The 26,232-nt window shown below is 51.8% G+C and carries 31 protein-coding genes, 1 tRNA gene and 3 pseudogenes; 25 read left to right on the forward strand and 10 right to left on the reverse strand.

Annotation, left to right across the window (positions count from 1 at the left end; genetic code table 11):
- Positions 1-210 precede the first annotated feature (210 nt).
- Positions 211-573 (reverse strand): Crp/Fnr family transcriptional regulator, encoded by a 363-nt coding sequence (locus ACQ86N_RS15865; protein WP_431215990.1) that lies wholly within the window; start codon positions 571-573, stop codon positions 211-213.
- Between the two features lie 295 nt (positions 574-868).
- Between ACQ86N_RS15865 and ACQ86N_RS15870 the strand changes: the two genes are divergently transcribed.
- The 9 genes and pseudogenes from ACQ86N_RS15870 (at position 869) to ACQ86N_RS15910 (ending at position 7,598) form a co-directional block, all read left to right on the forward strand.
- Positions 869-1,666, forward strand: a complete 798-nt coding sequence (locus ACQ86N_RS15870) for a sulfite exporter TauE/SafE family protein (protein WP_431215991.1) — start codon at positions 869-871, stop codon at positions 1,664-1,666.
- Between the two features lie 206 nt (positions 1,667-1,872).
- Positions 1,873-2,211, forward strand: a pseudogene (locus ACQ86N_RS15875) (MBL fold metallo-hydrolase); the annotation flags it as partial.
- 338 nt (positions 2,212-2,549) lie between these two features.
- Positions 2,550-3,140 carry a rhodanese-like domain-containing protein gene (locus ACQ86N_RS15880; RefSeq protein WP_431217436.1) on the forward strand — a complete coding sequence of 197 codons (591 nt, stop codon included), beginning with the start codon at positions 2,550-2,552 and terminating at the stop codon, positions 3,138-3,140.
- Positions 3,141-3,160: 20 nt separating this feature from the next.
- Positions 3,161-3,469: a rhodanese-like domain-containing protein gene (locus tag ACQ86N_RS15885; protein ID WP_431215992.1), complete on the forward strand. Its 309-nt coding sequence runs from the start codon at positions 3,161-3,163 to the stop codon at positions 3,467-3,469.
- A 29-nt stretch (positions 3,470-3,498) separates the two neighbouring features.
- Positions 3,499-3,690: a hypothetical protein gene (locus tag ACQ86N_RS15890; RefSeq protein ID WP_431215993.1), complete on the forward strand. Its 192-nt coding sequence runs from the start codon at positions 3,499-3,501 to the stop codon at positions 3,688-3,690.
- Between the two features lie 522 nt (positions 3,691-4,212).
- The gene (locus ACQ86N_RS15895) at positions 4,213-4,902 is read left to right on the forward strand and encodes a response regulator transcription factor (protein ID WP_431215994.1); all 690 of its coding nucleotides are present in this window, start codon (positions 4,213-4,215) and stop codon (positions 4,900-4,902) included.
- Positions 4,903-5,117: 215 nt separating this feature from the next.
- On the forward strand, positions 5,118-5,513 hold the full coding sequence (locus ACQ86N_RS15900; RefSeq protein WP_431215995.1) for a hypothetical protein: 396 nt from the start codon (positions 5,118-5,120) through the stop codon (positions 5,511-5,513).
- Between the two features lie 1,320 nt (positions 5,514-6,833).
- Complete coding sequence (locus ACQ86N_RS15905; RefSeq protein WP_431215996.1) at positions 6,834-7,124, forward strand: hypothetical protein; 291 nt, start codon at positions 6,834-6,836, stop codon at positions 7,122-7,124.
- Positions 7,125-7,457: 333 nt separating this feature from the next.
- On the forward strand, positions 7,458-7,598 hold the full coding sequence (locus ACQ86N_RS15910) for a hypothetical protein (protein ID WP_431215997.1): 141 nt from the start codon (positions 7,458-7,460) through the stop codon (positions 7,596-7,598).
- A 288-nt stretch (positions 7,599-7,886) separates the two neighbouring features.
- Here ACQ86N_RS15910 and ACQ86N_RS15915 read toward each other — a convergent pair.
- Positions 7,887-7,971, reverse strand: a tRNA-Leu gene (locus tag ACQ86N_RS15915).
- 104 nt (positions 7,972-8,075) lie between these two features.
- Here ACQ86N_RS15915 and ACQ86N_RS15920 point away from each other — a divergent pair.
- The 3 genes from ACQ86N_RS15920 (at position 8,076) to ACQ86N_RS15930 (ending at position 10,539) form a co-directional block, all read left to right on the forward strand.
- On the forward strand, positions 8,076-9,248 hold the full coding sequence (locus ACQ86N_RS15920; protein ID WP_431215998.1) for an NAD(P)-dependent oxidoreductase: 1,173 nt from the start codon (positions 8,076-8,078) through the stop codon (positions 9,246-9,248).
- Between the two features lie 645 nt (positions 9,249-9,893).
- Positions 9,894-10,292 carry a hypothetical protein gene (locus ACQ86N_RS15925; protein ID WP_431215999.1) on the forward strand — a complete coding sequence of 133 codons (399 nt, stop codon included), beginning with the start codon at positions 9,894-9,896 and terminating at the stop codon, positions 10,290-10,292.
- Between the two features lie 40 nt (positions 10,293-10,332).
- Entirely contained in the window at positions 10,333-10,539 is a 207-nt protein-coding gene (locus ACQ86N_RS15930; RefSeq protein ID WP_431216000.1) for a hypothetical protein, read from the forward strand.
- Between the two features lie 366 nt (positions 10,540-10,905).
- Here the strand turns inward: ACQ86N_RS15930 and ACQ86N_RS15935 are convergent, their stop codons facing one another.
- Together ACQ86N_RS15935 and ACQ86N_RS15940 are read right to left on the reverse strand one after the other, a co-directional pair.
- The gene (locus ACQ86N_RS15935; RefSeq protein WP_431216001.1) at positions 10,906-11,043 is read right to left on the reverse strand and encodes a hypothetical protein; all 138 of its coding nucleotides are present in this window, start codon (positions 11,041-11,043) and stop codon (positions 10,906-10,908) included.
- A gap of 2 nt (positions 11,044-11,045) precedes the next feature.
- On the reverse strand, positions 11,046-11,456 hold the full coding sequence (locus tag ACQ86N_RS15940; RefSeq protein ID WP_431216002.1) for a hypothetical protein: 411 nt from the start codon (positions 11,454-11,456) through the stop codon (positions 11,046-11,048).
- A gap of 84 nt (positions 11,457-11,540) precedes the next feature.
- Between ACQ86N_RS15940 and ACQ86N_RS15945 the strand changes: the two genes are divergently transcribed.
- Positions 11,541-12,140: a collagen-like triple helix repeat-containing protein gene (locus tag ACQ86N_RS15945; RefSeq protein ID WP_431216003.1), complete on the forward strand. Its 600-nt coding sequence runs from the start codon at positions 11,541-11,543 to the stop codon at positions 12,138-12,140.
- A 106-nt stretch (positions 12,141-12,246) separates the two neighbouring features.
- On the opposite strand, the gene tsaD is transcribed toward ACQ86N_RS15945, so the two are convergent.
- Both tsaD and ACQ86N_RS15955 read right to left on the reverse strand, forming a co-directional pair.
- A complete protein-coding gene (tsaD, locus tag ACQ86N_RS15950; RefSeq protein WP_431216004.1) occupies positions 12,247-13,332 on the reverse strand; it encodes a tRNA (adenosine(37)-N6)-threonylcarbamoyltransferase complex transferase subunit TsaD in 1,086 nt (361 codons plus the stop codon).
- Between the two features lie 13 nt (positions 13,333-13,345).
- Complete coding sequence (locus ACQ86N_RS15955) at positions 13,346-14,596, reverse strand: ABC transporter permease (RefSeq protein WP_431216005.1); 1,251 nt, start codon at positions 14,594-14,596, stop codon at positions 13,346-13,348.
- A gap of 38 nt (positions 14,597-14,634) precedes the next feature.
- Here ACQ86N_RS15955 and ACQ86N_RS15960 point away from each other — a divergent pair, with 38 nt between their 5' ends.
- Positions 14,635-15,831 carry an aldose 1-epimerase family protein gene (locus ACQ86N_RS15960; RefSeq protein ID WP_431216006.1) on the forward strand — a complete coding sequence of 399 codons (1,197 nt, stop codon included), beginning with the start codon at positions 14,635-14,637 and terminating at the stop codon, positions 15,829-15,831.
- Positions 15,832-15,909: 78 nt separating this feature from the next.
- Here the strand turns inward: ACQ86N_RS15960 and ACQ86N_RS15965 are convergent.
- A pseudogene (locus ACQ86N_RS15965) lies at positions 15,910-16,305 on the reverse strand (MgtC/SapB family protein); the annotation flags it as partial.
- Positions 16,302-17,522 (reverse strand): annotated as a pseudogene (locus ACQ86N_RS15970) (DUF2252 domain-containing protein). The pseudogenes ACQ86N_RS15965 and ACQ86N_RS15970, both read right to left, overlap by 4 nt.
- Positions 17,523-17,560: 38 nt before the next feature.
- Between ACQ86N_RS15970 and ACQ86N_RS15975 the strand changes: the two are divergent.
- From ACQ86N_RS15975 to ACQ86N_RS15995, 5 genes are all read left to right on the forward strand, one after another.
- Complete coding sequence (locus tag ACQ86N_RS15975) at positions 17,561-18,052, forward strand: LEA type 2 family protein (RefSeq protein ID WP_431216007.1); 492 nt, start codon at positions 17,561-17,563, stop codon at positions 18,050-18,052.
- 308 nt (positions 18,053-18,360) lie between these two features.
- Positions 18,361-19,605: a lipopolysaccharide biosynthesis protein gene (locus ACQ86N_RS15980; RefSeq protein WP_431216008.1), complete on the forward strand. Its 1,245-nt coding sequence runs from the start codon at positions 18,361-18,363 to the stop codon at positions 19,603-19,605.
- A 20-nt stretch (positions 19,606-19,625) separates the two neighbouring features.
- Positions 19,626-20,045 carry a GTP-binding protein gene (locus ACQ86N_RS15985; RefSeq protein WP_431216009.1) on the forward strand — a complete coding sequence of 140 codons (420 nt, stop codon included), beginning with the start codon at positions 19,626-19,628 and terminating at the stop codon, positions 20,043-20,045.
- Positions 19,996-20,820, forward strand: a complete 825-nt coding sequence (locus ACQ86N_RS15990) for a GTP-binding protein (RefSeq protein WP_431216010.1) — start codon at positions 19,996-19,998, stop codon at positions 20,818-20,820. The genes ACQ86N_RS15985 and ACQ86N_RS15990 overlap by 50 nt, the downstream gene beginning before the upstream one ends.
- A gap of 14 nt (positions 20,821-20,834) precedes the next feature.
- Complete coding sequence (locus ACQ86N_RS15995; protein WP_431216011.1) at positions 20,835-21,212, forward strand: hypothetical protein; 378 nt, start codon at positions 20,835-20,837, stop codon at positions 21,210-21,212.
- Positions 21,213-21,375: 163 nt separating this feature from the next.
- On the opposite strand, the gene ACQ86N_RS16000 is transcribed toward ACQ86N_RS15995, so the two are convergent.
- Together ACQ86N_RS16000 and purB are read right to left on the reverse strand one after the other, a co-directional pair.
- Positions 21,376-21,582: a hypothetical protein gene (locus ACQ86N_RS16000; protein ID WP_431216012.1), complete on the reverse strand. Its 207-nt coding sequence runs from the start codon at positions 21,580-21,582 to the stop codon at positions 21,376-21,378.
- Entirely contained in the window at positions 21,524-22,720 is a 1,197-nt protein-coding gene (purB, locus tag ACQ86N_RS16005; RefSeq protein WP_431217437.1) for an adenylosuccinate lyase, read from the reverse strand. The genes ACQ86N_RS16000 and purB overlap by 59 nt, the downstream gene beginning before the upstream one ends.
- A 50-nt stretch (positions 22,721-22,770) precedes the next feature.
- Between purB and ACQ86N_RS16010 the strand changes: the two genes are divergently transcribed.
- The 6 genes from ACQ86N_RS16010 (at position 22,771) to ACQ86N_RS16035 (ending at position 26,022) form a co-directional block, all read left to right on the forward strand.
- Entirely contained in the window at positions 22,771-23,550 is a 780-nt protein-coding gene (locus tag ACQ86N_RS16010) for a menaquinone biosynthetic enzyme MqnA/MqnD family protein (protein ID WP_431216013.1), read from the forward strand.
- A gap of 27 nt (positions 23,551-23,577) precedes the next feature.
- Positions 23,578-24,384, forward strand: a complete 807-nt coding sequence (locus ACQ86N_RS16015) for a class I SAM-dependent methyltransferase (protein WP_431216014.1) — start codon at positions 23,578-23,580, stop codon at positions 24,382-24,384.
- Positions 24,385-24,629: 245 nt separating this feature from the next.
- A complete protein-coding gene (locus ACQ86N_RS16020; protein WP_431216015.1) occupies positions 24,630-25,202 on the forward strand; it encodes a hypothetical protein in 573 nt (190 codons plus the stop codon).
- A complete protein-coding gene (locus ACQ86N_RS16025) occupies positions 25,165-25,308 on the forward strand; it encodes a hypothetical protein (RefSeq protein WP_431216016.1) in 144 nt (47 codons plus the stop codon). Before ACQ86N_RS16020 ends, ACQ86N_RS16025 begins: the two co-directional genes overlap by 38 nt.
- 62 nt (positions 25,309-25,370) lie before the next feature.
- Positions 25,371-25,652, forward strand: coding sequence for a hypothetical protein (locus tag ACQ86N_RS16030; RefSeq protein WP_431216017.1), 282 nt, complete (start codon positions 25,371-25,373; stop codon positions 25,650-25,652).
- Between the two features lie 43 nt (positions 25,653-25,695).
- Positions 25,696-26,022, forward strand: a complete 327-nt coding sequence (locus ACQ86N_RS16035) for a hypothetical protein (RefSeq protein WP_431216018.1) — start codon at positions 25,696-25,698, stop codon at positions 26,020-26,022.
- Positions 26,023-26,232: the final 210 nt, after the last annotated feature.

Here is a 26,232-nt window from a genome sequence, read left to right on the forward strand (position 1 = left end):
ATTGGCATATTTTACAGAAAAGGATGAAGCATTGACAGACGGTAGTGCTTTCTTACGAGTTGAGTCGGATTTCGCTTTAAAACCGAATATGCCAATAACCAAATGCTTTTAACGGTTAATAGGTCTTCGCTGTAGCAGCATTTATGACTCGACAACATCGGAAATTAACATGGATTTGCCATCCGCCATCTCAAGCCTACAGCTGCGGTGCTAAAATTCAAGGCTGAGAATTTCGATATAGTTTCGGTCGAGCCGTATTAAATGCCTGTCCGCGAGCTTTTTCATTAATCGTGTGATCACTTCCCTTGAAGAGTTTAAGTCGGAGGCTATTTCGGTATTGGAAAGATAGAGTTTGTTGGATCTCAGCGTTTCTTTCTGCCCTTTCAGGTAGAACAAAAGCCGCTCGTCCATATTTCGGAAAGCGATGTGGTCAACGGTTGTCAACAATTCTTCGAAGCGGGAGCGATAGGATTCCAGGACAAAATGATACCAGGTTTTATATTGCGTCATCCATTTGGCCATAAATTCGAGGGGAATGCTAATGCTTTCTGCATCTGTCATCGCCCGGGCCATGATCATTTTGTCCGGTTTTCATCATCAGCTGACCTGCCCGGAATTCCTTTAAATCGGCTTGTTTGCTCATGCTGCCGACGAGTTCACGTTCAAAAGACGGGAATAGGGCGCTTATTTTTTGTTCTTCGACCATAGGTAGTAAAAGTATGCAGGACAAATGTAATGACCACCGGTTACAATTCAGCATCTATACCGAAGGGTACTTTTCATCCCTGTTCATTGCCATCTATGCCTTGTTGTGACAATAGTCACGGTTTTGGAGCTTTTCCTATTTGATATTTGCTGAAAATGTAATATGGAAATAGCCGGATACTTTGCTTCAGCCTTAATCGGGATTTCTCTGGGGCTTATCGGCGGAGGTGGGTCTATTCTCACCATGCCGGTACTGGTCTACCTTTTTAATGTGTCTCCGGCACTCGCTACATCCTATTCTCTGTTTGTAGTTGGATCATCCAGCCTGGTAGGGGCATGGAATAACTACAAGAACGGACTGGTTCGTATTAGAACGGCCTTATTGTTCGGAATAGCGTCCATCGCGACCGTTTTCCTGACGCGGAAATTTATCATGCCGGCAATTCCCGAAGAGATAGCCCATATCCGGTCGCATACAATTACCAAGGAGCTCTTGATCATGGTCCTTTTCGCTGCGCTGATGCTTAGCAGCGCTGTTTCCATGATCAGAGCCGTGCTAGGGAGCAAAACAAATGCTGCCGCAGATAAAAGCACTCCCTTGTTGAAGCTCCTGATGAATGGCCTGGGTATTGGATTGGTTACCGGTTTACTGGGGGCTGGGGGAGGGTTTTTGCTGATCCCTTCGCTGGTCCTGCTGGTCAGGCTGCCGATGAAGGAAGCTATCGGTACATCTCTTCTGATCATAGCGCTGAATTCTTTAATCGGGTTTACGGGCGATCTGGGACACCAGCGCATCGATTGGGGCCTGTTGCTAACGATCTCGTTGATGTCAATAGCCGGAATCTTCGTGGGAGGGCATTTGAGTAAGAGGATCCGGGGTGAGAAATTAAAGGCCGGATTTGGGTGGTTTGTCCTGGCAATGGGAATTTATATAATGGCCCGGGAGATTTTGTTTGCGTGATTTATGTCACGGTCAGGGATGGTTAGCCAGTTTACTTTTGCCTTAGTAAAAATGCAGACCATGAAAACAGAACAGATATATACGGGTTGCCTGGCTCAGGGCGCCTACTATATTGAAAGCGGTGGCGAAGCGGCAATTGTTGACCCACTGCGGGAGTGGAGCCTTACATTCAAAAGGCGGAAAGCGACAAGGCTCAGATCAAATACGTGCTGGAGACCCATTTTCATGCGGATTTCGTTTCCGGCCATCTGGACCTTGCTAACAGGACGGGGGCTTTGATCGTATTCGGGCCGAATGCCGATCCGTCTTTTGAGGCTCATATCGCTGCTGATAATGAGGAGCTGAAGTTGGGGAATGTTACCATAAAGGTGTTACATACACCAGGGCATACCATGGAGAGTGCGTGTTACCTTGTATCTGATGAATCCGGTCATCCAAAAGCCTTGTTTAGCGGTGATACATTGTTTATCGGAGATGTCGGCCGGCCTGATCTGGCGCAGAAAGCTGCCGGCCTTACAAAGGAACAACTGGCCGGTCTTCTCTACGAGTCATTAAACAACCGGATCATCCCTTTGCCGGATGATGTGGTCGTCTATCCCGCGCACGGTGCAGGCAGTGCATGCGGTAAGAAGATGAGCAGCGAGACAACCGATACGCTTGGTCATCAGAAATCTACCAACTATGCGCTGCTTCCGGGAATGTCAAAAGAGGAGTTCATCCAGGAGATCACCACCGGCCTTGTGACGCCGCCATCGTATTTTCCATTTAATGCCCTTCTTAATAAAATGGGGTACGAACGTATTGACCGGGTGATCAGGAGAGGGAGCAGGCGCTTTCGCCGGATGCGTTCGATAAAGCAGCTGGTGAGACGGGCGCCCTTTTACTGGATACCCGTGATCCGGAGGTCTTTGCTGCCGGGTTTATTCCTAATTCGATCAATATTGGCATCGATGGAAACTTTGCTCCATGGGCAGGCGCGCTTATTCCCGACATCAATCAACGGATATTGCTTATTACGGAAGAAGGCCGCGAAGCAGAGGTGATCACCCGGCTGGCGCGCGTCGGTCTCGATCATACGGTCGGCTACCTGGCCGGAGGTTTTGCCGCCTGGAAGGACGCAGGAAAGGAGACGGATATCGTTCTTTCGGTGTCTGCGAAAGACCTGGTTATTCAACTAAAGACAAACCCGCTGCCCATTCTGGATGTCCGCAAGAACAGTGAATATCGCAGCGAACATCTTGTTGATGCAGTGAATATCCCATTGGATTTTATCAATCAGCATATGTTGGACGTTGAAAAGGATAAACCGGCATATGTTCATTGCACCCGGGGGTACCGCTCGATGATCTTTATCTCCGTTCTACGGGCAAGGGGATATAGTGATCTGGTGAATGTCCGGGGAGGATTCAGAGCCATCAAAGAATGCGGAGCAATGCCGATTTCTGATTACGTGAGCCCGATAACTTTATTATAACCATTTAAAATAAGAATGCGATGCCAAATTTATTTAAGAACCTTTTTGGAAAGCCTGCCGATCTCAAATCGATCTACGCGGGCGGTGCGATTATCCTGGATGTCCGGACACCGCAGGAGTTCAGCACCGGACATATAAAAGGAGCTATCAATATTCCTGTAGACCAGGTGAAAGGAGTTGTCTCCGAATTGAAGAAAAAGAACAAACCGGTCATTACCTGTTGCCGAAGCGGAGCCAGAAGTGGAATGGCGAAATCGATTCTGGAAGCCGCCGGTCTCGAAACATATAACGGAGGCCCCTGGAACTCGCTGGAAAAGGAGATACGCTAACACTGACGTTCCGAATAAAAAGGAGAAAAATGAAAAAAATAATAACCGGCTGGAATCTCATGCGGGTGCTTCGCCTCGTAATGGGCGTGATGGCAATTGGACAAGCTATAGCCAACAAAGAATGGATATTGGGTTTGGCAGGCGGGTTTTTACTGTATCCTCGGGGCGATCAGGCATCGCAGCCGGCAGTGACGACTAATCCAGGTACAATTTGGAAATAATTCTGCACATATTGACTGGATTTAGTAGCTTAGAGATGGATTGCCAATCCCTTAAGGGAGGATCTAAACACCATGAGCCTTTTCAGATATAGTAAGTACCGGATTGTTTTCAAGGGCGTACTGTTCTTGTTATACATTGCTCTCTTTGGCTCACAGTTGTCTCATAAATTTTATCTCTGCGCTAACTTTTCTTCCCATTTTAACAGTTCACATCCTTATAAAGGCGTACGTGCTGAACCTTATGCTCAAAATAAGGCTTCATTGCTTGGCCACAGGAATATCTCCTCTCTTTCTCTTGATAAGCGCTATGAATTAAAGTCCGCATTTGCGTTGCTTTCGCCGGGAATTGCAATATATCCTGTCTTCGCCTTTTGCAAAAGCGAATTTTATTCTTTTCGCCAGGTATTTATCTTTTCTGACAAAGTTGTCTATTCCCTTCGGGGTCCCCCCATCTATACATAGGAATTCCAGGTATTTAATGTGCCATTTATTGATTGACTTTTTTCATCAAAAGGAATTGTTATGCATGGGAAAAGAATACTCCTGACTGAAGGGGAGAAGATCGTCGCTGACAAGATCTTCAACTTATTGGTGCAGGAGAATTATCGGGTAGATCTGGCTTTAGAAGGAAACATAGGCCAGCGATTATTCAATCAGCACGCTTATGATCTGGCTTTGATAGACTTTGGGCTGCCAGATATGAGTGGTTGCGATCTATGTCAGTATATAAGGAATACAAATAGCAGTATGCCTGTGATGATGGTGTCCTCTGAAGCGGCCGTTCGCAAAATTGAGGTTTTTCAGGCGGGTGCGGATGACTACGTTTTTTTATCAGAGGATTTCAGAGAATTGGTGATGAGGGTGAAAGTATTGACAAAGCGATATCTCAGACCCTTTGTGAGGGAAAACCTGATAGCAGCGGGTGATATTTTAGTCGATCTGGATAGCAGGGAGGTCAGACGAGACGGCCAAATGATCCTCTTGTCGGCAAGAGAGTTTCTGCTCCTTCAGTTTCTGATCCGGAACAAGAATAGAATTGTTTCACGCGACGAGATCGCGTCTAATATTTGGGGGAAGGGATGCTGCGATAAGGAACGTAGAGTTGCTGCCTTTATTAATTCTTTGCGGAAAAAGATCGAAGATGGGTTTAGTCAAAAATGTATCTATACAGTTACCGGAAAGGGATACGTGTTGACTGGAAATCCCGGGTAATAAATGATCTGATACCGACCATAGTTTTGACGAGGAATCGGCCGGCAAAAGAGGCGATCTTATATGCCCAAACGAATCAAATTGACCTCGTTCTTACCTGGAAAAGAGAAGGTTCGTTGCTTTCGGTTCCAGTCAGGATGATTCGGTCCAACATACTTTCCCGCCGGTTGGCATGTCCGGTTCTTTCTTTACCCGGGCATGCCGATATCGGGTTTTTGAAAGATATTATTCTACCTGTCCAGCATTCTTTGCCAGCCGGTAAGTTCGTACTGGCTGTACGCCTATCAAGACTTTTTAGAGCGAATATTCACCTCGTCGGTCTCATGAATGATAGTGAGAATGAATCGGGGGATGAGTTTTTCTTAAAAGCCTGCCAGTTGTTCCAGAATAGCACGAACCTGGAAGTGAAATGTATGCTGGTAAAAGGAAGTAATCTTGCAAGGGCGACGATGGAGTATGGATTAATGATAAAGTCCGGTCTCATCCTGGTTTGTAACGCGAGGAAATCCATGGCTCAGGTCGTTGCTTACCTCTTGTTGACGCGACCTGTATCTGCCGTGCGACGAATCCCGCTGATGATTGTTCCGGTGGAACAATTGCATATTGAGTGAAAGTAAATCTGGAATTGGCGAGAATCCTTTCGCCGGCACGATTTGCCGATGCCCTGATTTACCCGGGAAATATGGCAGGCGATCCGGGCAATGGCCGGCGAAGGACTCTCTATGATCTGCAGAATAAAATGAACCGGACATAAAGTTAGCGGTAAACGTTCGATATGTAATAAGCAGGTTTGCTTTTAAGTCAGTTTTAATAGATATACTGTTTTGTGCGGCTTAACATATTTTCATTTTTAATTAAAATAATGGCGAAGATTACGTTATTGGCTTAACTAATCGATTTTTTCTTCGGCATATGTATCTTTCAGCCGTATATTGCCGCTTGAACGTTCGCATATATAGTGGATCGGTTTTCCCGCGTTTAAATAGACAATACGGCGCGGCTGTATTTCAAATTGAAAACCGATTCCGCAGTTTGGCAGCGGATTAAGAAACCAGGATTGAGCGAATCCGGATCCGATAGCACCGATCCCGCTCCATAATACGAGGCCATAACGCGAGGGTTTGTTATTGCCGAAGTATAGTTTGTGATGGTATTCGACAATGCCATAATTTGAGAACTGATCTCTAAACTGGCCCTACCGATAGTGCCTGATCGGTTGTGGAGTTACAACTACCCGAGCAATATAAGTAACGAAGGCTGGCCAATTCCGGGATCTTTTGGGGTATGGAAGCCGCGCAGGCTGAGTTAATTTCCATGGCTTTGCTTTTGTCAGGAGCTAGCGACATCGTGCTAATGCTGGCTTACGACTCCACTATTTTAACGAAACCTTCAAAGACCTGATAGTTGAGATTAAATAATACCTTTTGGCGGAATAACGGATAATTTTAACACGTTTCCCTTCGTTGTAAGGCTATCTTTGTATAAGTATTTTTTGATTAAAATATGGAACGTTTTCACAAGGAGTCAATTTTCTCATAAGCAGTTAGTTTTGGTTCTACCCCTGTTTCTACAGGGGTTTTCTATTTGAAGGGATTGTTGCGTCCGTCCCCGGCCGTCATCTCCTAAAAGAGCTCGTTGGCAAGGATAGACAATGGAGGAAACGTAAACGGTTAGGGGGATTGATAGCTGCCGACGGCGGGACCATCATCTCATACATTGTAACAATACAATTGAATATTATTTCCTACCAGAATAGGCAGAGTTTCGTGTTTGCTCCTCCGCAGCTCCAGAGTCAGCCTTCCTGATCTAATGGCGTGCGACGCATTAAAATTAGCTTAATATCCCATTAAACCTTTTTAATGCATTGAACTTTCATTCATGGAAAATGTCTGAATAGCGATATCAGTCTCGTTACGATAAATTGTTAATATATGAAAACGCTATTTTTTGTTTCCGCCGCGCTTCTAGCTCTTTCTTCCTGTACGAAAGATGTGGTTGTTCCTGATTCGTATTACTATACGGGGTATTCTTCCGACCCCTACTACAATCCTTATTTGGACCCCAACAGTCCCTATTACGATCCGAACTATGACCCATACACAGATCCCAACTATGCCCCATATTCCGATAACTCTATAAAGCCCGGAATTCATACGGTTACCCCGGGGAACGCACCAACCTTTAATTCCGGCACCCAAAATGGCGCGGCCGGGAGTAATTGAGGCTTTTCACCTCCGTAAGGTCTCACTTGCTGCCAAATCCGGCAATAGAACTGGCAGGGGAGGCCATTGCCGTTATGCCAAGAACCGCCAGGCGATGCATGTTCAATATTGATAGTTCAGGGTCCACTGGTGCCTGCAATAATTGGCGACGGCTGTGCCAGTGAGCGGAGGCATCACCACTAACGCGACAAAATCGATTAACAGCAGACGCCATAGATTAAAAACGGTCGCCACGGATTTTTTACCCGATCTTTTTGATCCGCTGCCCCTGCTTCCTTTCTCCCATTCCTGCCATAATAAACGTCAGACCCGTCCCTGTTGGGCCTGGGCATAATGGAAACACTCATAACGACATACGAAATGCACAGGAAAGGTCTTTTGCCTTCGCTGGAGAACAGCACGACGAATATATTTGCCGGTGAGCTGATTGTACTGGGCAATATATTTCATGTCCTCGTATACGGCGAAGTATAGACGATAAACCTTTGATATAAATGTTGATGTTTTTAATCTTCCATGAGAGTCATAAAAGGCTGAGGCCGCTACCTCCTTGCAAGGGCTTCAGAGTCTGCCGTATCAACTGAGGGTTGAGAATGTGCTCAAAGTGTTTGATGTTTATTGTAGGAGTGCCAATTGACAATGTAGAGCGGTAGCCACAACAAACATTGACAGCTATATATCCATCAAAAACTTGTTTGCAAATTATTTGCAAATAAAAAAGGCCGCATAATCACGGCCTTCTTAATCGATTAAAACCTAGGGTGCCCAGAACAGGAATCGAACCTGCACTTTCTTTGCGAAAACCAGATTTTGAGTCTGACGCGTCTACCAGTTCCGCCATCTGGGCATTTTGTGCGGGACGCAATATTACGCAATTAGCGTTTCCCGGCCAAAAAGGAAATAAAAATTATATCTTCGGTCGTTCGTAATACCAACGCTAAACGACTCAGGATGCTAACGATAGGCCTACTACGCGAAGGGAAAGTGCCCGCTGACAACCGGGTTGCGCTCACTCCGGCCCAGGGTAAATGGATACAGAAGAACGCCCCCGGCGTCAGGGTCTTGGCGCAGTCTTCGCCGGACCGCTGCTATACCGACCGCGAATATACCAGCGCCGGGGTCGAGGTCACTGACGACCTCTCGAACTGCGATGTCCTGCTCGGGATCAAAGAGGTCACTCCTGACGCCCTCATCGCCGGCAAGACCTATCTCTTCTTCTCCCATACAAAGAAGGAACAGCCCTACAACCAGCGGATGTTCCGCACCATCCTCGACAAAAAGATCACGCTGATCGACTACGAATGCCTCGAACACGACGACGGCCAGCGCATCCTCGGCTTCGGTTTCTTTGCAGGGGTCGTCGGCGCCCACAACGGCATCATGGCCTACGGGAAACGCACCGGCCTCTACCAGTTGGGTAGGGTACACCAGCAACAAAGCCTTCGCGAACTGATCCATACCTATTTCGGGCTGCGGCTGCCGGAGATCAAGGTGGCCGTCACCGGCTCGGGACGCGTGGCACACGGCGTACTCGAAGTAATGAATCTGCTGGAGATCGTGGAGGTCGAACCCGACGAGTTTCTCGAAAGGAATTTCTCATACCCCGTTTTTACGCAGCTGAAAGGCGCCGCACTCTACGGGCGGATCAAAGACGGCGGCTACCAGCGCGAAGACTTTCACCAGCGCCCGCAGGACTACCGCTGCAAATTCCTTCCCTATACCCTTACGGCCGACATCCTGATGAACGGCATCTACTGGGACAGGGACATGCCTCGCCTCTTTGAATGGGAAGACCTCGCCCGGCCCGAATTCCGAATAGCCACCATCGCCGATATCACCGACGACCGCGAAGGCTCCGTTCCCTGTAACCTTGGTGACACCCCAATCTCGGACCCCGTCTATGGCGTAGACAAGACTACCCGGCTGCGTACAGGTCCCTATCTTCCCGGCTCCATCGACATGATGGCCGTCGGCAACCTGCCCAACGAACTACCCCGTGACGCCTCCCGCTATTTTGGCGAGCAACTGATCAAACACGTCCTCGACCCGCTGGTAAGAGGAGGTTCGCCCATTATCGAAAGAGCCACGATGGTGAGGGAAGGGCGAGCTGACGACGCCGTATAAGTATCTCGAAAATTACGCCTCGGGAAAGTGAACCGGCAGTGAACCGAACGTGGACCGAACGTGAGCCGAACGTGAATCGCGATCCCGAACCAGCCGTAATCCCCAGTGAACCGCAATCCTCCACCCCCGCGTGAACCGCGTTTCCCGACTCCCGCGTGAACCACGCCCCTCAAACCCCGCGTGAACCGCGGGCTCCCTGCGCTTCGTGAACCATAACACCCAGATACTCCACACCGTTAGAAACGCCAAACGACTTTTAATGCAGTTATCCAAAAAAATAGCTTAAATTCATTTCCTCTCCGTTCCCCACCTACCGCTAATTTCCCTCCTTAAAGCCAATCTTGTCGTTTCAACCCCTTATTCTATAACCAAACATAAACCCAATCATTATGCAACGACAACACTTTACAGCTACCCTCTGCTGTACGGCCTTATCATTCCTGTTCGTATTGTTTCTGTCTACCGGATGTTCCCAAATCCGGCCCCAGAGGGGCCGACGGCCGGACGGCACCATCATCCTCAGCGGGGAGGGCGCGCCCACCAGTTCCTTAGGACATAACGGCAATTACTACCTTGACGTGGCAACCGCGACCCTCTACGGCCCGAAAACGTCCTCCGGATGGGGAGCGGGACTGTCTCTAAGAGGTGCACCCGGCACCCCTGGTAGCCAGATCTACTCCGGCAACGGCGCGCCCGCGGGTTCCCTCGGCAACACAGGGGACTACTACCTCGGACAAGACCAGCTATCTGCTGTACGGCCCCAAAACTGCCAGCGGATGGGGGATGCCCATCAACCTGCAAGGGCCGCAGGGGAACGCCAACGTCAAAGTTGACACCTTTACCCTGATGAACTCAGACTGGATCTGGAACTCGGTCTACAACTTCAGCACACCGGGAGTTGCCGGCGGAGTCTTTACAAGATATCACGACCGCGGCTTCACCAGCGTAACCCAGGACGTGCTGGATAAAGGCGAAGTAATGGTCTTCTTTACGCCCAACAACAGCAACCCCAATCAAGTGGTCGCCCTTGCCCTATTCGTTTAGTTTCAACGATAAATACAACTACAATTTTGTTTTTGAAACAATGCCAGGCGTAGTCAGACTGCACTTCTTCTTCTCCGCTATCGGCCTTGCGGGATACCCGATACCTGATGCTTCGACGACCGTTATCGGTACCTATAAGTTTAAGATCGTGGCCACCAGCGGTACGATCGGAACCGCCATGAGGCGAGACCACGTCAACACCGGTAATTATATAGAACTGAGTAAATACCTGGGGTTATCCAACTAAGAAAATGAATTGCATCTGTCCAACGGCCCCGGCATTCGTCGGGGTTTTTTCGGCCAGCCGAGTGAACCGAACGTGAACCGCGATCCCCGAACCAGCCGTAATCCCGCATGAACCGCGATCCTCCGACCCCCGCGTGAACCACGATCCCCCGCCCGCGTAAACCGCCCGTGAACCACAAACCCGACCCCGCGTGAACCGCGTCCTCACAAATACAAATAATAATCCTTCATCAACTCCACAAAATCCTGGGTATACCCCCCTCACTATCCTGAATCGTCAACTCCGTCGTCGGAGCCGACGCCTCCCGGTGCCGTGAGAAATAAAGAATACTCCGGAAAAAATCGTGTCTCGGCGTCTGCCTGACCATCAGACTCTCCCGCAGAAAAAACCATAGCGGCCCACGGCTTGCTCCGCAAACCATCCCGTCCGGTGATAGGGGAGGAGGATCCCAAAAGACCCCTCGGGAGTAAGATTCGCGTCGATCACCGTCAGCAGCTCACCCAACGTCAGCTCCTTACTATGCCTGGCCAGATTCGACGCTTCGGAAGCCGAATGAAGATCCCCCTCGAAGAAAGGAGGATTGCTGATGATAAAATCGAACTTACCCGGAAGGAGAACGACCGGACATCGCCCGGGAACGCCTTCAGCATACCCTTCCAGGGACTCTGTCCGATATTGTCCTTCAACTGCCGGTAGGCGGCGAGGTCGAGCTCGATCCCCCTGATCTCCCCCTTGTGTTTCTGCGCCAGCATCAGCATCAGCAGCCCCGTCCCGCTGCCGATATCCAGTACATGCGACCACGCCGGCGTCTTCTGGGCAAACCAGGCACCAAGGATACAGGCGTCCGTGCATACCTTCATGGCGCACTGGTCCTGATTGACCGTAAACTGTTTGAACTGGAAATAGGTATTCGCCATCGCCGCAAAAGTATCGAAAATACCCTTCTAATGGTATTGCTGTATATCGGCGCTAGTACTATGTTTGTGTAAACAAATACAATCATGCAAAAGACATCCGCCAGGCTGTTCATCGCAACGGCCACGCTCCTTATTGTCTCCCTCATCTCCTGTAAGAAGGGCGACACCGGTCCCGCAGGGCCCGCCGGACCGACGGGAGCTACAGGAGCCCCCGGACCCACCGGCCCACAGGGCAACGCCAACGTCATGGTCGATACTTTCACCGTGAAGAACGCAGACTGGCTTTGGAATTCGGCCTATATCCTCTCCACCGGTACCGGCGCCTTTACGGAATATTTTACAAGGTACCATGACCAGGCCTTCACCAAAATTACAAAGGATGTCCTCGCCAGCGGAATGGTGCTGGCTTATTTCGCGCCTTATACAGACAGCGTCAATGGCTGGGTTCCGGTGCCGTACACGTTCCTGAGTTTCGGCGCCCAGTACTACGTCAATATCGTTTTTGTGCCGACCACCGGATCTGGTGCGGCTGCACTATTTTTATACCGCCAACGGCCCGACAGGAACAGTGCCCAACAATCTGTCTACCGCCGTGATCCCGTCCTACCGGTTCAAGGTCGTTGCCGTCACAGGGACCGTGGCCACCGGCATACAACAGCACGCCGTCGACGTCAGCAATTATAATTCTCTGAGTAAATATCTGGGATTGTAACTCGCTACCGACTGGCGCGCACTACCGCATGACGTGCACACTACCAGCCGGCGTGCACACTACCACCCGGCGTGCATACTACCACTCCGCGCGGGCGCTTGCACTCACCGTCAGCGGCGAGAGATCCCCGGCCAGATACTTGAAATGCGCCGTGATCGCGATCATAGCCGCATTGTCCGTACAATACTGGAAGGCCGGTATAAAAGTCCTCCATCCCAGGCTCTCTCCCGTCTCGCGGAAGGAAGTCCGAAGCCCGCTGTTCGCCGATACCCCGCCGGCGATGCAGAGGTCTTTGATACCCGTCTCACGGGCGGCTTTCTTCAATTTGTTCAGCAGTATCGAGATGATGCGCCCCTGTATGGAGGCGCAGATATCGGCAAGGTTCTTATGCACGAATTCAGGGTCTTTCGCCTTCTGCTCCTGGAGGAAATACAGAATGGCCGTTTTTAGTCCGCTAAAACTGAAGTTCAGACCCGGTATCTGCGGCTCGGGAAAAGAAAAACGGCCGGCATTGCCCTCTTTCGCATATTTATCGATCAGCGGCCCACCCGGATACGGCAGTCCCAGCAGCTTGGCCGATTTATCAAACGCCTCGCCCGCCGCATCATCCAGCGTTTCACCGATCACTTCCAGCTTCAGCGGCGAGTGACAGACCACTATCTGCGTGTGACCACCGCTGACCGTCAGACAGAGAAAAGGGAAGGATGGGAGAGGAGCAGCATCCGCCGCAACCGCCGAACCCGCCGCAGTGCCCGAACCCGCCGCAGGCGCAGCCGCCCCCGGTATCAGATTGGCCAGTACATGCGCCTGCATATGATGCACCGCGATCAGCGGGATCTTCAACGACATCGCCAGCGACTTCGCGAACTGCGACCCCACCAGCAGCGATCCGATCAGCCCCGGCGACTGCGTAAAAGCGATAGCGCTCAGCTCGTCCATCGTACAGCCCGACTTCTTCATCGCGGCGTCGACGACGGGAACTATATTCTGCATATGGGCCCTGCTCGCCAGCTCGGGAACCACCCCGCCATACTGCTCGTGCACGGCCTGCCCCGCAATAACGTTGGAAAGTATAACCCCATCACGGCTGATGGAGCAGCTGGTCTCGTCGCAGGAAGATTCTATCGCCAGGATGATCACCGGCCCCTCGTTCGTTTTCTGCATGGGCGCAAAGATACTACTTACTGCGGATCGCCACCACCGGATCCATCCGGGCCGCGATAAAGGCGGGAATAATACCGGCCAGCACCCCCGTGAACAGGCAGATGACGACCGCCATGACGATAATGTTTAGCGGAATATACACAGGGAAATTGAGTATTGCCGAGAAGACCAGCGTCAGCACGAACACCGCCAGCAGCCCGATCGCCCCTCCGATGATGCACAGAAAGGCCGACTCCAGCAGGAATTCGGTCAGGATCACGCCGCGCTTTGCGCCGATAGCCTTCTTGAGGCCTATCTGGCTCGTCCGCTCCCGAACAGTCACAAACATGATATTGGCGACCCCGAACATCCCCACGATCAGCGACAGCGCCGCGATCGACCAGCCGCCGATATTCATACCGCTGAATATCGGATCGAAGAACTTGCTCAGCGAATCGATATCGTTGAGGGCAAAATTGTTTTCCTGCGTGGGACTCAGCTTGCGGATAGAACGCATCGCCCCTTCCAGCTCGTTGATCAGCGCCTGGGTAGTCATTCCTCCTTCCGCCTGCGCGAGTATCACCGGCTGGGCATTCTCCTCCTTGAACATCTGCCGCATAAATCCGTAGGTCAGAAGGATGCTGTTGTCATAGTCCCAGCCGCCGAGCAGACTCTGGCCCTGTTTCTCGATGACCCCGACGACGAGCGCATTCTTGCCATCTTTCAGCTTGACCGTCTTGTCAACAGCGCTGGTGGCCCTTCCAAACAGCCTTTCGGCAATACGGTAGCCGAGGACGACATAGGGAGTGCCCCTGTCGAAGTCGGCCTGCTGGAAATAACGGCCATAGCCGATCGTAAACTGCTGGATCTTGTCGAAATCTTCGGTATTGCCATAGTAGGAGACACCCGTCAGCGAATTGTCACCATAATCCACGTTGGAGTTGGCGTTCAGACCGAATGAAATATGCGAAGCGTCCGGCACTTTCTGTTTCAGCAGCTTCATCTCCTCGTATTTGGGGACGGGCCGCTTGATGAATTTCCACCAGGGATAATCAGGGCCCCCGCCATACTGCCATTTGTCGATATAGATCGTTTTGTTGCCCAGCGCCTTCAGGTCGTTGTTGACGGCCATCTGCATACTACTGATCGTAGACAATACGCTAATGATGCAGAAGATCCCGAAAGTGATCCCCAGCAGAGACAAAAAAGTCCGCAGCTTATTGGACCGGAATTCCTGCAAAGCCATTTTAAAACTGGTCCAGACTATTTCCAGATAGCGTAACATATCCCGAAAGTACTAAATTGCGGTTAAATTTTAAGGCTATGTTTACGATCGAAGACCAACAGCTCAGGCTCAGCATCCACCCGAAAGGCGCCGAACTGCAGAGCATCTTCCACAAGACCCACCAGCTCGAATATATGTGGGGCGGAGACCCGGCCGTCTGGGGCAAACACTCGCCGCTGCTGTTTCCCATCGTCGGCACCCTCAAGGCCAATACCTACTATTTTGAAGGCAAGCCCTACACACTGCCCAGACACGGCTTTGGACGCGACCGCGAATTTACCGTCGAATCCCGGTCAGGCGACGCCATTACTTTCCTGCTCCGCAGCGACGAAGAGACAAAGGCCGTCTATCCCTTCGACTTCGAGCTGCGCGTGATCTACCGGCTCACCCCGAAGGGTTTCACCACCACCTACCAGGTGACGAACCCCACAGCAAAGGACATCTGGTTCTCCGTCGGTGCCCACCCCGCTTTTAAAGTCCCGCTGGCACCCGGAACGGACTATAGCGACTACTACCTCGAATTCGACAAGACCGAGAACGCAGGCCGCTGGCCCATCTCCAAAGACGGGCTGATCGAAAGGACCCCCGAGCCGCTGTTCAGCAACACCAACAGACTCCCGTTGAATAAATCGCTTTTCGCCCGCGATGCCCTGGTCCTCAAACACCCGGCTTCTTCGGCCGTCACGCTGCGGTCTGACCGCACCGAAAGAGGGCTCCGGATGGATTTCCCCGATTTTCCGTTCCTCGGCATCTGGGCCTTCCCCGGCGCCGACTTTCTCTGCCTCGAACCCTGGTGCGGCATCGCGGATCCCGTCGACAGCAACCAGCAGTGGACGGAGAAAGAGGGCATCAACCAGCTGCAGGGTGGGGGAGTATTCGAAAGGACCTCGGACCCTCAGCGTTTTCTAACACCCGGACGCCTCCTTAAGCAGGAATTTGGACGACGTCGTCGTCTGAGGTACCTGGGGCAGATACCGCGCGGACCTAATCATACCCGAGCCCTTTTTCGGGATCGCTATACAGAACTGGTTAATCGATTCCAGGATTTTTTTCTCAATACTCAAACTCCATCACCCCCCCATCACCCATCAACGCCCGCGCCACACTCCGATGATTCTTCTCCGCCCCTGCACCACCCATTCACTCGTAATGATATTGCTCGCCATCGACTTCACCTGGCGGACACGCTTGAACTTCAGGTGATGCGACCTGAAAAGGTCTTCAAATCTGTGTAAGCTATCAAGGTCGAACGCACAGATGATCTTGTAGTTCCTTATCTGATTGACCCGGTCGATCCACCCCTCCACCAGACTGAACACGAACAGGACCAGCAGCGCCAGTCCGCAGGCCACGGTCGCGATCAGCAGATAGCCGGCACCGATAGCCATTCCCAGCGCCGCGGTCACCCAGATCATCGCGGCGGTAGTGATGCCGCTGACCTTACTGGACACGCTGCCCTTGAAGATGACCCCCGCGCCTACAAATCCGATACCGACAACTACATTCGCCGCGATACGGTCCGGCGTGCCGGGCGAACCGATCGGCTTCGAGAGGATGGTGAAGATCGCGGCGCCGAGACAGATCATGGTCAGCGTCCGGAAGCCCGCGGATTTACTGCGGTATTCCCGCTCGGCGCCGAGGACGCCGCCAACCAGCACGGCCAGCAGCAGTTTGCCTATGATCTCCGTGATACTCATTATGTGAATCATTTGCCCGAAAAATAGCCGTCTTTATAAGCCCTGAAATATTCCTGATAGTCTCTCTTCACCTGACCGGCATAGTCCTGCGCATATTCCAGCACGCCCTTCTGCCAGTGGCCATCCCTGCCGAAGGCGATCAGCTCGTCCGCCAACGCCGCGCCCTGACGGCCCGCGGTCCGCAGCTGCGCGCTGGCCGTCAGAAAAGCCATGTCCCCGATGACACAGGCAATATCCTTATAGCGGTCCCGGATCACCAAAAAATCGATCTTGTCGGCCGTCGGCTGCAGCTCTTTGACAACGAAGGGAGAGCCCGCAAAGACAGTCGTGCTCAGCAACGCGGGGACGATATTCTGCATCCTGTCCTGGATCGACACGACCCGCTCAGCCTCGTTGGCCCATGCCGGCTGAGGATTGCTCAGGTATGGCTGCAGCGACGACGGCTTCGCCTCCTTCATATCGATCAGCAGGTGCTTCTTCGGATCTTTGCTGCTGCGCAGCAAAAGGCATACCGCTTTACTCCCAGACTACCGGTACCGGCAACCCGAAAACAAACGTCGATCACCTGGTACCGCCCCTTCAGCAGCGGGTACTGCTGCATCCACTGCGTGAGGTGCGCCATCAGCGTCTTCTTTGTCGTGGTCTCGTCCCTGTCGATGGAAAAGAACCGGACACTGTCCAGCCGCAGCTGCAGCCTGTCTCCCCGGCCGTCCTCCGTCCGCTGACGGATCAGCTCTTTCTGCTTGCGCTCCGCTACCTTCTCCAAAAATGTTCGGACGATCCCGTTCCGCCGTCTGGTGCTCCAGATAGCGCGCCTTGCCCCTCCCGAGCGTGGAGGAATAGACCTTGAGGAAATAGTCCGCCATACTCTCCGCCTCCTTCTTTTTGATGCCCAGCGACTCGAAGCCGACAAAGATGCTCGCGACGATACGGCTTACCTCCCAGTCAACCGGGGCGAGTATGCCCTCGTCGAAATCGTTGAGGTCGAAATAGACGAGCCTGTTGTCCCCCTTATAGCTTCCAAAATTCTCCAGATGCAGATCGCCGCAGACCCAGCTCACGGGATAGGCCGGCAGCGTCTTGCTCTTTCCCAGATCTTCGTAGTAGATGTGGCAGCTGCCGCGGAAAAATCGGAAGGCATTCTCCGCCATTTGCTGGTATTTGCGCGCCACGTATTTCGGAATCCGGTCGCTGTTGAAGGTTTTGATTCGGTCGGGGATGCTGGACACGTCTTATTCTTTCGTGAAAGGTAGGTAATAATTAGGAATTGCCCCGTATCTTGCAGCCCATGTCGTCCCTCAATAAATACATCAACAAATACCTTTCCGCGACAAGGGCGGCCGCCTTTGTCCTGCTGCTGGGCTGGGCTACGGGTTGCCGTCAGCCGGATGCACCGGAATACTACGGTTTTCAGGATCCGCAGATCAACCACAACGGCTCGCTGACCATGCTGGCTACCACCCTGAAGCTCTACAATCCGAACCCATACGCGCTCAAACTTCTCCACGCCGACGTGGACGTATCCCTCAACGGCAAAGCCGCCGGACATTCTATCCTGGACTCGACGATCATCATCCCCGAAAAAGATACTTTTTTCGTTCCCGTCTCGATGCAGGTCGACATGCGCAGCGTATTCAGCAACGCCCTGTCCATGCTGATGGAAAGACAGGCTACGATCAGTCTCGACGGACACGTAAAGATCAGACGGGGATGTTCACCTTCAACCGCCCCTTTCACTATGACGGCAAACAGGACCTGAACAGCCTGCTCCAGGGCGGCGGTTTCTGATAAAACTATTCCCAGCATGAGCACCATCCGCAAGCAAAGCATACTTTCTTCAGGACTTGTATATTTCGGGTTTGCTCTGGGGTTTTTGTATACCCTGCTTTTTACCAGGGAATTTACGCCTGCGCAGTATGGCCTGACCAATATTTTCGTAGCGATCGGGTCCATCATGTATTACACGGCCAACCTGGGCATGCCCACCTATATTTACAAATTCTTTCCCTACTATAAGGACTATCTCCCGGAAAAGCGGAATGACCTCCTGACCTGGGCAATGCTCGTGTGCATCGCGGGTCTGGTATTGCTGATATGGCAGGCTTCGCCTTCAAAGACCTGGTCATCAGAAAATTCAGCGAGCAGTCGCCGGACATCGTCATCTATTATTACTGGCTGTTCCCTTTCGGTATCGGCTTTAGCCTCTATTCTATGCTGGAATCTTTTGCCTGGCAGCTCAACCGGTCGGTGATCACCACCTATTTTCGGGAAGTGCAGTATCGGATGTTTACTATTTTGCTCGTCTGCCTGTTCTATTTGGGGATCCTGAAAAGCTTCGACGTTTTTGTAAAGCTATATTCGCTGTCTTACCTTCTGCTGGCCTTCTGTCTCTTTATTATGCTAAGCTATCACAAGGAGGTCAACATCACGCTAAAAATCAGCCATGTGACGCGCCGGTTCTTCCGGATGATCGTCACCCAGGCCAGCCTGGTGTGGTCAGGCCAGATGCTATATAATCTTTCGGCATTCTTCGCCCAGATCGTCATCGCGGCTGTTGTCCCGGGCGGACTGAAATATGTCGGGATCTATACCCTCGCGCAGTACATGGCCAGCCTGATCCAGGCCCCGCAGCGGGGCGTCATCGCCGCATCCATCGGCCCATTATCCCAGGCATGGAAGGACAGGGACTTCGGCCGGATAGACCGTATTTACCGGCGGTCGTCGATCAACCAACTGATCTTTTCTGTCGCTCTGTATATCCTGATCTGGATCAATTTCTCGGATGGAGTCCTTTTCTTTCACCTGAAAAATGACTTTCTGGAGTCGAGGCAGGCCTTTTTCTTCATTGGCCTGATCAGGATCGTCGACATGGGCACGGGAGTCACGAACCAGATAATCGGCACCTCTACCTACTGGCGATTCGATTTCTTCACCGGCATCACACTCGCGGCACTCACGCTGCCCTTAAACTACTTTTTGGCTAAATCACTCGGATATATCGGACCCGCGATCGCCGACCTGATCACTTTTACCGTTTACAACGGCATCCGCTGGGTATTTCTGCTCGTCCGGTTCCGCATGCAGCCCTTCACCAAAGCCACTCTCTATACACTGCTCCTCGGGGGCGCCGGTTGGTTCCTCTGCGACTACTTCTTCGCCGGCCTCCACGGACTTCCCGGCATCCTAGCCCGGTCCCTGTCCTTCATCCTCATCTATGGAGGAGGCGTGCTGCTTTTCCGCCTTTCCGAAGATGTACTCCCCGTTTGGAATACGATAAAGAAAAGACTCGGATTGCAAGCTAACAGCCGGTAATTTCGTAACTTTGCGCGCCCATGAAGTATCACAACGAGATCAACAAACGCAAGACATTCGCCATCATATCTCACCCCGACGCGGGTAAAACCACCCTTACCGAAAAATTCCTGCTCTTTGGAGGCGCCATCCAGACGGCGGGTGCGGTAAAAAGCAACAAGATCAAAAAGCACGCTACCTCCGACTTTATGGAGATCGAGCGCCAGCGCGGTATCTCGGTAGCGACCTCGGTCATGAGTTTTGAATACAAGGGGATGCTTATCAATCTGTTGGATACCCCCGGTCACAAAGATTTCGCCGAGGACACCTACCGGACCCTTACAGCCGTCGACAGCGTCATCCTCGGTCATCGACAGCGTCAACGGAGTCGAAGCCCAGACCCGCAGACTGATGGAAGTATGCCGGATGCGGGATACCCCGGTGATCGTATTTATCAATAAGATGGACCGCGACGGCAAGAACCGCTTCGACCTGCTCGAAGAGATCGAAAAAGAACTGAATATCGCCCTCCATCCCATGGGCTGGCCCATCAACAGCGGCAAGGACTTCAAAGGCGTTTACAACCTGTACGACAAGAACCTGATCCTCTTTACCGCCAACACAAAAGCTACAGATGAAGATACCCTCAGCTTCGACACCCTCGATACCCCCCTGCTCGACGATAAGATCGGCGAAAAAGACGCGGCGACACTTCGGGAAGACGTCGAGCTCGTGGACGGCGTCCACGGCCAACTCAACGTCGACGACTACCTGGCGGGGAAAGTAGCTCCAGTATTCTTCGGCAGCGCCATCAATAATTTCGGCGTCCGGGAGATGCTGGATACCTTTATCCGCATCGCCCCCAGCCCCCGCAGCCGCGAAACTTCCACCCGGCATCTGGACGTGGAAGAGGACAAGTTCAGCGGCTTTATCTTCAAGATACACGCCAACCTCGACCCGAAACACCGCGACCGCATCGCCTTCCTCCGCGTATGCAGCGGGAAGTTCGAGCGGAACAAATACTTTCACCACGTCCGCCTCGATAAGGACGTCCGGTTCAGCAATCCCTATACCTTTCTGGCCCGGGACAAAGACGTCATCGAAGAAGCCTTCCCCGGCGACGTGGTCGGCCTGTTCGACACCGGTAATTTCAAGATAGGGGACACCCTCACCGAAGGCGAAGACTTCTTTTTACGGGAATACCCTCCTTTTCACCTGAGATATTCAAGGAGGTGATCAATAAAGATCCTATGAAAACCAAGCAGTTGGAAAAAGGTCTTCTGCAGCTGACGGACGAAGGGGTCGCCCAGCTTTTCACCCAGTACGGCGGCAACAAGAAGATCATCGGCTGCGTCGGGGAACTGCAGTTCGAGGTTATCCAGTACCGCCTCCTGCACGAATACGGCGCCTCCGTCCAGTTTAATGCCCTGCCTTTCTATAAGGCCTGCTGGATCACCAGCGAAGACCCGAAGAAGCTGGAGGATTTTACCCGGTTCAAACACACCAATATTGCCGACGATAAGGACGGCTACCTGGTCTATCTCGCGCAGAGCGAATGGTTCCTGAATACCGAAAGGACCAACAACCCTGCTATCGAGTTTCATTTTACATCGGAGATCCATAAATAAAATTCCACCCCGTGGAATATATATATAGGGAAATGTGTACCTTTCTCTTCTTCCACATCCTCCGTTGCTATTCCCAATTCCGTTAAATACTAAAGGGGCAGCCTGAACGACTGCCCCTTTAGTTAGTTTCAAAAATTCCCCTGGTATCAGGGGTTCCAATGATTTATTGCAGGCTCGCCCCCGTGTAGTTGAGGGGAGTGATCCTCTTCAATTCTTTTTTCAGCGTCGCCGATATTTTGAGTCCATCGATAAAGGCATGAATAGACTGTTTGGTTATACCCGCCTGTCCCCGGGTCAGTTCTTTCAGCGCCTCATAGGGCCTCAGGATAGTTCTCGCGGCGCAGAACGGTCTGTATCGCCTCAGCAACAACGGCCCAGTTGTCCTCCAGGTCCTCTTTGACTTTGGCCTCGTTGAGCACGAGTTTGTCCAGTCCCTTCCCGATAGACTTCAGCGCAAGTATGGTGTGAGCGAACGGTACGCCGATATTGCGGAGTACCGTGCTGTCCGTCAGGTCACGCTGCAGCCGCGATACCGGCAGCTTGGCGGCGAAATGCTCCAGCAGGGCATTGGCGACGCCGAGATTGCCTTCCGCATTCTCGAAATCGATAGGGTTCACCTTGTGCGGCATCGCAGAACTGCCTATCTCGCCTTTCTTCGTCTTTTGTTTGAAATAGTCCATCGAAACATAGGTCCACACATCCCTGGAAAAATCGATGAGGATCGTGTTGAGTCGTTTGATCGCGTCGAAATGCGCGGCGAGATTGTCGTAGTGCTCGATCTGCGTGGTGTATTGCTGCCGTTGAAGACCCAGCGTACCTTCCACGAACTCGTTGCCAAGTTTGACCCAGTCTTTTCCCGGAAAGGCGACATAGTGGGCATTGAAATTGCCGGTGGCGCCGCCGAATTTCGCCGTGAACGGGATTTGAATCAATAGTTCGACCTGGTTTTCGATCCGCTCTATAAATACCATGATCTCTTTGCCGAGCCGGGTCGGGCTGGCCGGCTGACCATGGGTCCTCGCCAGCATCGCCACATCCTTCCAGTTACGAGCCAGTATTTCAAGCTGGCGCTTGAGGTTGAGCATCGCCGGCAGATACTCGAATTCCACCGCGTGCTTCCATAGTAGGGGAATGGCGGTATTGTTGATGTCCTGGGACGTAAGACCGAAATGGATCCATTCGGATACTTCCGCAAGGCCTTCCCCAAGGCGGTCCTTGAGGAAATACTCCACGGCTTTTACGTCGTGGTTGGTCTCCTTCTCCTTATTCTTGATCCACTGGGCATCTTCCAGTCCGAACTGTTCGGCCACCGCCTGCAACTTACGACGGGTAGCGGCTTCCAGCGGAAAGAACCGCTTTTTGTTGAGGAAAAGAAAATACTCCACCTCCACCAGCACCCGGTAGCGTATAAGGGCGTACTCGGAAAAATAGTCGTCGAGGTGCTGGACCTGCTGACGATAGCGGCCGTCGATGGGGAGATAGCGGTAAGAGAATTGAGTTCCATTGATTTTGCGTCAGTTATAATACGTAACTTCGCCGCAAATTTAATGTAAAGGAATTGGATCAAAAAATACGAGTTGGAGCAGTCAACTACCTCAATACGAAACCTTTGCTCTACGGCATTGACCGCTCACCCCTCAGGAAGGAAATCGATCTGATTATAGACTATCCCGCAAGCATAGCCAACATGCTGCTTCGGGACCAGATCGATATAGGACTCGTTCCCGTGGCGGTCATCCCCTATATGGAGGAATACTACATCAATGGAGCGCATTGCATCGGAAGCGACGGAGACGTAGCCTCGGTCTGTCTTTTCAGTGAAACACCCATTGAAAAGGTGGAGAAAGTATTACTTGACTACCAAAGCCGCACTTCTGTCCAACTGGCCCGCATACTCCTGAAAGAATACTGGCAGGTCAGCCCCGAAGTCGAAGACGCCGGGAAAGATTTTCGCGACCACATCAAAGGCACGACGGCCGGAGTAGTCATCGGAGACCGGGCGCTCATGCAGAGAAAGCTATCACCCTATATCTATGACCTGGGCGGCAGCTGGAAAGCCTTTACAGGATTGCCCTTTGTTTTTGCTGCATGGGTCAGCAATAAACCCCTCGACCCCGGCTTTATCCGGGAATTCGATCAGGCCAATAAAATGGGCCTCGGACATATTGACGAGGTGGTGGCCGAGAATCCTTTTCCGCACTTCGATCTGCACGCATACTTCACAAAATACCTTGACTACGAACTGGACAGCCCGAAAAAAGAGGGATTGGAACTGTTTTTGCACTATCTGCGAAGCGACGTAAATAATGTCAAAAAGGAGTATTTTCGTCCGTCCTAAAAATCGGATGCATCATAATAAAAAATAATGGAGATACTAAGCCCCATAACAGGCAGCGCCAATACTTCCCTGGTCATGGAGATGGACGTCGCAAGGATCGTTTCGCTCTATAAGAAAGAACAGGATCTCGATGTTACAAAGTATTTCAACGGCCGGAAGACCATCGAACTCCGGATCTGCAACGACACCGGTTACCGTTTCTATTACCCGATGGATATCTATGGGGACGACGCCTTTTATCAGCATCTTCAGAAGACGGGACTCTATTATCTGAAAGAGAAATGGGAGTATGACAAGGCCATTTCCCTGATCAAAAATGACCAGAAAGTACTGGAGATCGGCTCCGGCGCAGGGTTCTTTATGCGGAAGCTGAAAGAGCAGAGACGCTCTTCTCTCACCGGACTCGAGCTCAATACGCACCAGGTTCAGGAAGCACAGAACGAAGGGTTCAACGTCATCAATTCCACCATCGAGGATTTTGCACGCGCCAACGCCGGGGCTTTCGATGTGGTGGTATTTCTACAGGTATTGGAACACGTTCCCGACATTCGCTCCTTCATTTCCGCCTCCCTGCAGGCGCTCAGACCCGGAGGACAGATGATCATCTGTGTCCCGTACAACAACCCCTATCTCTATCGCCACGACCTGTACCATACACTCAATCTCCCGCCCCATCATGCCGGCCTCTGGGATAAACATTCGTTCCGCCGGCTGCCGGGCTATTTCCCCATGAAGCTGAACGGCGTTTATATCGAACCGTTAAGCGACTACAAAAAATGGTATCAGGTACAGCAGGAAAACCTAAAAGAAAAAATAACCCGTTACATCGACTGATGTCCCTTGTTCCCCCAATGATCTACAAGAACTCCCTGCGCTTGATGCGTCATATGGTGGAAGGACGAAATATTCTGGTCGAATACATCAAAAACTAGTACTATGGCCGCACTCTGGACAAGTTTGTTTGAAAAAAAGCTTCGTACAAATCGACCATTCCCTTCTCAGCGGAAGAGCTCGCCAAATACGTCGGACCCAACCGCAGCGCACTGGGACAAATAGACAATTGGATCGACGAGGAGGCCATGGCCAAATCATTCTTCAACTATGGTGTCCCTGATTTCCTGAAACCGGTCATCAACAAGCCCGTCGGGAACTCGGTCACCTATACCGACCTGATGGCCCTGCTTGCCGAAAGATATCTCCCGCGAGTCAACTACCTCGAGATCGGAGTGTCGGTAGGAAAGAATTTCTTCCAGCTCCTCAATACACTGGGCCCCGCCAGCATGAATGCATTTGATATCGAGGAGATCAACCCGGTCCTCGCCGGCCAGCTGGAAAAAGGCCCCCGGTCCGAGTGGGATACCCCGGCCAGTTCCATCAAAAAGAACAAGTCTTCGCTGTCTGAATTTACCTACAAGGATAAAAAGATCGGATATATATCGGCAGACGTTTGGGACAGGAACAGCTGGGGCCGCATGGAAGGGAAAAAATTCAATCTTGTCTTCTCCGACGCCCTCCACACCCCCCAGGCGATCCTGTTCGAATTCGAAATGCTCGTTAAATACGGACTGCTGGACCAGAAATTCATTATCATCTGGGACGACTCTCGTGGGCAAAATGCAGAAATCTTTCTTCCGCATCATCAAGAAATATAACGACGTCTATGGCATTAAGGAAGTTTTCCTCGTAGACATCAACGGATGGGTAGGCGAAAACGAGGGGCCCCACTCGGTGGGCATCATCTCAAATTTTGAGTTCTGATATGACGGTCATCCTCACCAATCTTTCCAACCAGCTGTATGCGAGCAGCCGCCACCGGCTGAATGCGTCTGCGGCCAGTGGCGGGTATCGACAACATCCGGTCCTACGATTTTGAGGATATAAAGAAAACGCCTTTCTATGCCGAAAACCGCGGCATCCTCGACGGACCATTCATGGGGTATTGGCTCTGGAAACCCTTTATTATCCTTGAAGCCCTGAAGAACGCCGCGGACGGCGACATCGTCGTATACGCAGACAGCGGACTCGAAATAACAGCATCGCTCGACCCTCTGTTCGAACTATGCATCAAAGACACTCCGATACTGCTCTTCGGCAACGCGTAATTTTATCAACGCGGCCTGGACAAAAAGGGACTGTTTCATCTACATGAACTGCGACCGGCCCTACTACTGGAACGCCCCGCAATGCGACGCCGCCTTTTGCGTCTTTCAACGCACGGACGCAAGCCTGCGCTTCGTCACCGAATGGCTGGAATACTGCCGCGACCCCCGGATCATTACGGACGAACCCAACACAGCCGGGCGAAGGGACCTTCCCGGTTTCAGGGAACACCGCCGCGACCAGTCCGTCCTTTCCCTGCTGGCAGCCGCCCACAAGCTGCCGCTTCACCGCATGCCTTCGCAGTTCGGCAACTCACTACAAAGCGCCGTCGCTGAGATTAAACGCCGAATTCAACTGCGTCAACCAGAATGACCGCCGTCAACTGGACTACTATGCTACCATTCCCTATTACAACTCGCCATACGGCCAGCTGCTCGATCACCACAGAGGCCAGGATAGGAACCCTTCCGCCGGACAACAACAGCGCGGACTGCTCGATATGATCCGAAAGGCCATCAGCAAACGATATTCGCACTGGCGCAACACCAACGCCCTGAAAAAGAACATAGGCCCGCGCCCGAA

The sequence above is a fragment of the Puia sp. P3 genome (genome assembly GCF_050632245.1).
Lineage (GTDB): Bacteria > Bacteroidota > Bacteroidia > Chitinophagales > Chitinophagaceae > Puia.